Annotated in this window: 8 protein-coding genes; 4 read left to right on the top strand and 4 right to left on the bottom strand. The window is 67.1% G+C overall.

The window, feature by feature from the left end:
* Window positions 1-1049: ATP-dependent DNA ligase (locus ARTSIC4J27_RS06425; RefSeq protein ID WP_050054384.1), on the bottom strand; the 1049-nt coding region annotated here is incomplete at its 3' end.
* Window positions 1050-1106: 57 nt separating this feature from the next.
* On the opposite strand from ARTSIC4J27_RS06425, the gene ARTSIC4J27_RS06420 reads away from it, so the two are divergent.
* Both ARTSIC4J27_RS06420 and ARTSIC4J27_RS06415 read left to right on the top strand, forming a co-directional pair.
* A complete protein-coding gene (locus tag ARTSIC4J27_RS06420; RefSeq protein ID WP_050054383.1) occupies window positions 1107-1703 on the top strand; it encodes a dihydrofolate reductase family protein in 597 nt (198 codons plus the stop codon).
* Window positions 1704-1706: 3 nt separating this feature from the next.
* Complete coding sequence (locus tag ARTSIC4J27_RS06415; RefSeq protein ID WP_050054382.1) at window positions 1707-2306, top strand: dihydrofolate reductase family protein; 600 nt, start codon at window positions 1707-1709, stop codon at window positions 2304-2306.
* An 82-nt stretch (window positions 2307-2388) separates the two neighbouring features.
* On the opposite strand, the gene groL is transcribed toward ARTSIC4J27_RS06415, so the two are convergent.
* Together groL and groES are read right to left on the bottom strand one after the other, a co-directional pair.
* Window positions 2389-3999, bottom strand: coding sequence for a chaperonin GroEL (gene groL, locus ARTSIC4J27_RS06410; RefSeq protein ID WP_050054381.1), 1611 nt, complete (start codon window positions 3997-3999; stop codon window positions 2389-2391).
* Window positions 4000-4076: 77 nt separating this feature from the next.
* Window positions 4077-4373: a co-chaperone GroES gene (gene groES / locus ARTSIC4J27_RS06405; RefSeq protein ID WP_050054380.1), complete on the bottom strand. Its 297-nt coding sequence runs from the start codon at window positions 4371-4373 to the stop codon at window positions 4077-4079.
* 225 nt (window positions 4374-4598) lie between these two features.
* Between groES and ARTSIC4J27_RS06400 the strand changes: the two genes are divergently transcribed.
* Window positions 4599-5528: a DMT family transporter gene (locus tag ARTSIC4J27_RS06400; RefSeq protein ID WP_050054379.1), complete on the top strand. Its 930-nt coding sequence runs from the start codon at window positions 4599-4601 to the stop codon at window positions 5526-5528.
* On the opposite strand, the gene ARTSIC4J27_RS06395 is transcribed toward ARTSIC4J27_RS06400, so the two are convergent.
* The gene (locus ARTSIC4J27_RS06395) at window positions 5453-5830 is read right to left on the bottom strand and encodes a hypothetical protein (RefSeq protein ID WP_083435352.1); all 378 of its coding nucleotides are present in this window, start codon (window positions 5828-5830) and stop codon (window positions 5453-5455) included. The two genes, ARTSIC4J27_RS06400 and ARTSIC4J27_RS06395, sit on opposite strands and share 76 nt — an antisense overlap.
* A gap of 53 nt (window positions 5831-5883) precedes the next feature.
* On the opposite strand from ARTSIC4J27_RS06395, the gene ARTSIC4J27_RS06390 reads away from it, so the two are divergent.
* A complete protein-coding gene (locus ARTSIC4J27_RS06390; protein ID WP_050054378.1) occupies window positions 5884-7113 on the top strand; it encodes a class I SAM-dependent methyltransferase in 1230 nt (409 codons plus the stop codon).
* The last annotated feature ends 17 nt before the right edge of the window (window positions 7114-7130 follow it).

Here is a 7130-nt window from a genome sequence, read left to right as displayed (position 1 = left end):
TCGTGGCCGGCGGCGAGCGCATCGCGGGAAACCTGACCGGCAACAGCGGCATCGGCGGTGACCGCCCCCGGGATCCGGTGCCCGGGGGCAATGCGTTCGAGCACGCCGATGCGTGTGGACAGCGGCTCGTCCAGCAGGTCGCGCCCGTCAAGGTGCAGCACGTCGAAGAACCACGGGTGCAACAGCGTGGTGCGCACCGCATCGGCCCCGAAACGGGACATGGTCTCCTGGAATGGCCGCGGCCCGCCGTCCTCGTCCAGGGCGAGCGTCTCGCCGTCGAGGATCACGTCGCGCACCGGCAGTCCGCGCACCACCTCCACTACCTCGGGCAGGCGGTGGGTCACGTCGGCGAGGGTGCGGGTGAAGATGCGCACATCATCCCCGACGCGGTGCACCTGGATGCGGGCGCCGTCGAGCTTGTACTCCACGGAGGCTTCGCCCGTGACCTCCAGCGCCGCGTCCACACTGGCCGCGGTGGCCGCGAGCATGGGCTGTACGGGACGGCCGACGACGAGGCCGACGGCGTCGAGCTGCTCCGCGGTGCCGGTGAGCGCCAGCAGGGCGGTCCCGCCAAGGTCGCCGGAGAGCATGGCCGCCCGGCGTACCGCGTCGGCCGGCCGGCCGGCAGCACTGGCCACCGCGTCCGTGAGTACGCCCTCCAGCGCACCGGTCCGCAGTTCTCCCAGCAGCACACCGGCGATGAATGCCTGCTCACGCTCGGTGGCCGCCGCGGTCAACGCGCGAAGGGTGGCGGCGCGTTCCGCGGCGGAACCGGCGCCGGCAGCGGCCAGCAGCCGGTCCAGCGCAGCGTCCACGTCGGCCACTGAGAGGCTCGGCTCAGCAGCGGGCTCCCCCATGGCCGCGGACATGCCGCGCCACCCGATCCCCACCCGGCCCTGGCGCGGCCTGGCCATCAGCAAGCCCACCGCCGTCGCTGTTTCCGCGGGGTCCAGCCGGCGCAGCAGGTCCGCCAGGGCCGCCACCTTGGCCAGCCGGGAGCGGGTGGATGCGACGGCATCCGTGGTCTTTACAAGCTCGTCGAGCAGCATGGGATCAGTCTGCCACGGGCTCTGGACAGGGCCCGGACCCTGCTCCAGACTGGACGCGTGGGAATCATCGTCGCGAACTTATTCCTTACCCTTGACGGCGTCTACCAGGCGCCCGGCGGCCGCGAAGAGGACACCGAGGGCAACTTCGCCTTCGGCGGCTGGCAGGCGCCGGTTTCCGATGAAGAGGCCGGGACGGCCATCGGCGAGGAGATCGCCAAGATTGACGCCCTGCTCCTGGGCCGGAAGACCTACGACATCTTCGCCGCCTACTGGCCCCACCAGTCCGACGAAGTCGGGGGCACGCTCAACCGGGTGCCCAAGTTCGTTGTGTCCAAGAGCCTGACCGCTCCCGGCTGGGCCGGCACTACGGTGCTGCCCGATGCAACAGCAGCAGGAAGGCTCCGCGACGAGTACGGCGAAGTGCACATGTTCGGCAGCGGCGTCCTTATCCGTTCACTGCTGGCGGCCGATGTGCTGGACCGCCTCCACGTCTGGCTCTATCCCGTGACCTTGGGGCAGGGCAAACGCCTTTTCGACGCCGGAACCATCCCCGTCTCCTTCCGCCTCGCCGAACCGGCACGAAGCTTCCCGAAAGGGGCAGTGTCACTGGTGTACGAGCGCGCGGGCGACGTTGAAACCCGGGAGATGGGCTAGGCCTTGGCCAAGGTCATCGCGGCCATCACCACCTCGGTGGACGGTTTTATTACCGGCCCTGACGACGGGCCGGCCTATGGCCTCGGCAAGGGCGGCGAACGGCTGCACTACTGGGTGATGGGCGGCCCCTGGACCTACGACGGCGGACACGACTTCGCGATGAACGGCCCCGACAAAGACTTCTACGACGAACTTGTTGCCGGCCTGGGTGCCGGCATTGTGGGCCGCGGGATGTATGACGCTGCCGGAGGGTGGGGAGGGACCAACCCGTTCCCCGGCCCGCTGATGGTGCTCACCCACCGGGTGCAGGACCAGCCCGCCGCGGAGTCCGGGTTCACCTTTGTGTCCGGACTTGAGGCGGCCCTGGCGCGGGCTGTTGCGGAGGCCGGAGGCAAAGACGTGTCGATCGGCGGCGGTGCGGACGTGATCCGGCAGGCGCTGGCCGCCGGGCGGGTGGACGAGCTGGTGCTCTCCACGGCACCGGTGATCCTGGGAGCGGGCAAGCGCCTGTTCGACGGCTTCGAGCACGACGTTGACCTTGAAATCATCAAAACCGTAAGTTCCACTTACGCCACGCATGTGCGTTATGCGGTGAAGAAGTAGGCCCCTGCTCCCGAGGGATTTCCCGGGCACAAAAAACCGGCCCAGCTGATGCTGGACCGGTTTCTTGTTACTGCAGCGGAAATTAGTGGCTGTGGCCTGCGTGCTCGTCTTCCTCAGCAGGCTTCTCTGCAACAAGGGTCTCGGTGGTGAGAACCAGGGCAGCGATGGAGGCTGCGTTGCGGAGGGCTGCGCGGGTGACCTTGACGGGGTCGATCACGCCGGCGGCGATCAGGTCCTCGTACTCGCCCGACTTGGCGTTGAAGCCGTTGTTGATGTCGAGGTCGGCAACCTTGGCGGTGATGACGTAGCCGTCGAAGCCGGCGTTCTGGGCGATCCAGCGCAGCGGCTGGACCAGCGCGCGGCGGACGATGCCCACAGCAGCGGCGGCGTCGCCTTCCAGAGCCTTGACGGCAGGGTCCTCATCCAGTGCCTTGAGGGCGTGGATCAGGGCAGAGCCGCCACCGGCCACGATGCCTTCTTCGAGGGCAGCGCGGGTGGAGGACACAGCGTCCTCGATGCGGTGCTTCTTTTCCTTCAGCTCGACCTCGGTGGCTGCGCCGACCTTGATCACGCCGATGCCGCCGGCCAGCTTGGCCAGGCGTTCCTGGAGCTTTTCCTTGTCCCAGTCGGAGTCGGTGCGGGTCAGCTCGGCACGCAGCTGCGCCACGCGGGCTGCCACGTCCTCGGCCGTACCGGCGCCGTCAACGATGGTGGTGTTGTCCTTGGTGACCGTGATGCGGCGGGCGGTACCGAGCACCTCGAGGCCAACGGTGTCCAGGCTCAGGCCCAGCTCCGGAGACACAACCTGCGCACCGGTGAGGGTGGCGATGTCCTGCAGCATGGCCTTGCGGCGGTCGCCGAAGCCCGGTGCCTTGACGGCGACCACGTTCAGGGTGCCGCGGATGCGGTTGACGATCAGCGTGGACAGGGCCTCGCCGTCAACGTCCTCGGCAATGATGAACAGCGGCTTGCCGGCCTGGAGGGCCTTCTCCAGCAGCGGCAGGAATTCCTGCAGCGAGGAAATCTTGCCCTGGTTGATCAGGATGAGGGCGTCCTCGAGGACTGCTTCCTGGCGGTCCGCATCCGTGATGAAGTACGGGGACAGGTAGCCCTTGTCGAACTGCATGCCCTCGGTGAGGACCAGTTCGGTCTGGGTGGTGGAGGATTCCTCGATGGTGATCACACCATCCTTGCTAACCTTGCCGAAGGCCTCGGCCAGGAGCTCGCCAACCTCGTCGCTCTGGGCGGAGATGGCTGCAACGCTGGCCACCTGGGTGCCTTCGACGGGGCGGGCGTTCTCGAGCAGGCGGGCGGCGACGGCTTCCACGGAAACCTCGATGCCGCGCTTGATCTGGCCGGGGGCGGCACCTGCCGCTACGTTGCGCAGGCCTTCCTTGACCAGGGCCTGGGCGAGGACCGTTGCGGTGGTGGTGCCGTCACCGGCAACATCGTTGGTCTTGGTGGCAACTTCCTTGGCCAGCTGGGCGCCAAGGTTCTCGTAGGGGTCGTCCAGCTCAACTTCGCGGGCGATGGTGACGCCGTCGTTCGTGATGGTGGGCGCGCCCCACTTCTTGTCCAGGACAACGTTGCGGCCGCGCGGGCCGAGCGTTACCTTGACGGTGTTGGCGAGCTTGTCGATGCCGGCTTCAAGAGACCGGCGTGCAGCGTCGTTAAACGCAAGCTGCTTTGCCATGGTTCAGTCCTTTCAAGACAGAACCCCGCACAGCTGACCAGCAGAAGGCATGACCAGCGGCACGGGGATCCGAAGAGTTACTTTACGACGATCGCCAGAACGTCGCGGGCGGACAGCACGAGGTATTCGGTGCCGCTGTGCTTGACTTCGGTTCCGCCGTACTTGGAGTAGATAACAACGTCGCCTTCGGCAACATCGAGCGGGACGCGGTTGCCGTTGTCGTCAAAGCGGCCGGGGCCTACTGCAACAACTTCGCCTTCCTGGGGCTTCTCCTGCGCGGAGTCCGGGATAACCAGGCCGGAAGCCGTGGTCTGCTCGGCTTCGAGCGGGCGGACAACAATACGATCCTCAAGAGGCTTAATAGAGACCGACACTCGGACCTCTCCTTTTCGTCAGCAAATTCGTGGACTGGAAAGCTTTCCCGACCTGGCTGGCAAACCGTCGTCGCGGTGCCGGCAGCAGCCTGGCTGGCAGCTCTTCATGTATTAGCACCCTCCTAGGGAGAGTGCTAATGAAGACTCTATGTAAGGGTTAGCACTCGGTCAAGGCGAGTGCCAGAGTTTCGTCATCTGCGAACCCCTGATGTGTACATTTGACCGGTGCGTGCCGCTGTATATCTGATCCTTGCCACCCTCTTCTGGGCCGGAAACTTCGTGGTGGGCCACGCCGCCATGGAAACCATGCAGCCGCTGCAGCTGACCTACTGGCGGTGGACGCTCGCCGCAGTACCGCTCCTGGTCCTCGCACACACGGTGGAGCGCCCGGACTGGCGGAGCGTCCTGCGCCGCTGGCCCATCCTGCTGCTCCTGAGTTCCCTGGGCATGAGCGCCTACACGCTCCTGCTCTACAGCGCGCTGGGCCACACCTCCGCCCTGAACGCCTCGCTGGTGACGGCAGCCAACCCCGCACTGATCGTGGTGCTGGCCGTGGTCCTGCTGCGGGACAGGCCCCGGCCGCCCGGCTGGGCGGGCATCGGGCTGGGCCTGGCGGGCGTCCTGCTGGTCCTGACCGGCGGCGACTTCCACCGGCTGCTGACCTTTTCCATCAACACCGGTGAACTGCTGATCCTCGCCGCCATTACCGTATGGGGCCTGTACACCATCATCGGGCGGAGGGTGGATGTCCCCGCCATCACGTCCACGGCAGTCCAGGTGGCGATCGCCGCCGTCGTTCTTACCCCTGTTGCCCTCGTCACCGGGGCGGGCCTGCCGGCGACCCCTGCGGAGGGCTGGTCCCTTGCGTTCATCGCCCTGTTTCCGTCCCTCGGTTCCTACCTGCTGTGGAACCTTGCCCTGAAGCGCACCACCGCCGCCAATGCGGGCAACTACCTGAACCTGATCGCCGTGTTCACCGCGATCATTACTGTTGCCATGGGCCAGCCCATCACCCTTCCGCAGATCCTCGGCGGCGTCCTGGTAATTTCGGGAGTCCTGCTGACGAGTGCCGGCGGGCCTCAGCGTCCGAGGTCGTCGAAGTCGACGTCTTCCCCGCCGTCACCCTCGCCCGATCCGGAGTTCCGGGCACGGTAAAGCAACGCTCCAGCCCCTGCCGCCACCAGCAGCGCGGCAACCAGCACGGCGATGCTTCCCACGCGTGCGCCGTCGTACAGCCCGCGGATGTCCCGCGCTTCCTGCGTGTCGCCCGAGATGTCATTTCCGCCCACGGAGTAGACCGTGGCGTTGAACGTGTCCAGGAAGAAGATCACCACCAGCAGCCCGATGCACACCACCGCTACCAGGGCACCGGCAATCAGCGCAGTCCGGGCAAAATTGGCGGGGCCCCTGTCCTTGGCTGGTTCTGGTGACTGCCGGGGGCCTGCGCTCGCTTCCATGGTTTCAACACTATCCCGCATCCCCCGCGGCCTCCTCCACTAGGCTGGAACGCATGCCTCACGCTCCCCAGGACCAGATCGCGCCTCTGCTCACTCCCGAAGGCTGGGACCTGCTGGCATCCTTGGGCCCTTACCGGGAGGACACCTCCTTTGAGCTCAACTCGGCGCTGCGCAAGGCCGGGCACTCCCCCGACCTCGTCTCCGCCGTCCTGACCCAGTCGAGGCTCCGCACCAAAGCCGAGGCGAAGTTCGGCGAGTTTGCGCGCCGGATGCTGTTCACCCAGGCCGGCCTGGAGCAGGCCACCCGGCTCAATGTGGCCGCGCGCCACGCCCAGCGGTTCGCCGGGGCAGGGATCAGCCATGTGGCGGACCTGGGCTGCGGCCTCGCCGCCGACTCCCTGGCCCTGGCGTCGCTGGACATCAACGTCACCGCAGTGGAAATGGATGAGACGACGGCGGCCTGCGCCACAGTGAACCTGATCCCCTTCCCCAATGCCACTGTGGTCCACGCCGACGCCACGTCCGTTCCGCTCGACGGGATCGACGGCGTCTGGCTGGATCCTGCACGCCGGGTCACCTCCACCTCCGGTACCAAACGCATCTGGGACCCCGAGGCGTTTTCGCCGCCGTTGTCCTTTGTGGAATCCCTGGCCGCATCCGGCAAGGCGGTGGGAGTCAAGATGGGCCCGGGCATGCCGCACGACTCCGTACCCGCGGACTGTGAAGCCCAATGGGTTTCCGTGGCCGGGGACGTGACCGAGGTGGCGCTGTGGTTCAACGCCGTCCGCCGGCCCGGAATCCGCAGGGCCGCCCTGGTCCTGGGCGCCGCCGGTGCAGCCGAGATGACCAGCGGCGAGGACTTCACTGCCGGTCCTGCCGCTCCCGTTGGTCCGGCGGAGGGCTACCTGTATGAGCCCGACGGTGCGGTGATCCGCGCAGGGCTGGTGGCCGACGTCGCCCTTCAACTGGGCGGGCACCTGGTGGACGAGCACATCGCCTACATCTGCGCCCCGCATCTGGTGGACACACCCTTCGCGCGGGCCTACAAGGTCCTCGAAGTGATGCCCTACAACGTCAAGGCGCTCAAGGCGTGGGTGAAGGCGGAGGGCATCGGTGTGCTGGACATCAAGAAGCGCGGCACTGCGGTCACGCCCGAGGAACTGCGCAAGCAGTTGCTCCCCGGGGGCAAGGCGGCCGGGAAAAAGGGCGGCAGCAAAACGGCCACCCTGGTCCTGACCCGCATCGGGGAGGACCGGGTGGCCATTGTGGTGGAGCCGGTCTAGCTTTCCGAAGGATGCTG

The sequence above is a fragment of the Pseudarthrobacter siccitolerans genome (genome assembly GCF_001046895.1).
Classification (GTDB): domain Bacteria; phylum Actinomycetota; class Actinomycetes; order Actinomycetales; family Micrococcaceae; genus Arthrobacter; species Arthrobacter siccitolerans.
This window is presented reverse-complemented; position numbering and strand designations above follow the sequence as displayed.

What these genes read in the sequence shown, in the direction of transcription:
- ARTSIC4J27_RS06395 (WP_083435352.1), bottom strand. Translation starts at nt 5,830, where the DNA reads ATGGAAGCGAGCGCAGGCCCCCGGCAGTCACCAGAACCAGCCAAGGAC.
- groL (WP_050054381.1), bottom strand. Translation starts at nt 3,999, where the DNA reads ATGGCAAAGCAGCTTGCGTTTAACGACGCTGCACGCCGGTCTCTTGAA.
- ARTSIC4J27_RS06390 (WP_050054378.1), top strand. Translation starts at nt 5,884, where the DNA reads ATGCCTCACGCTCCCCAGGACCAGATCGCGCCTCTGCTCACTCCCGAA.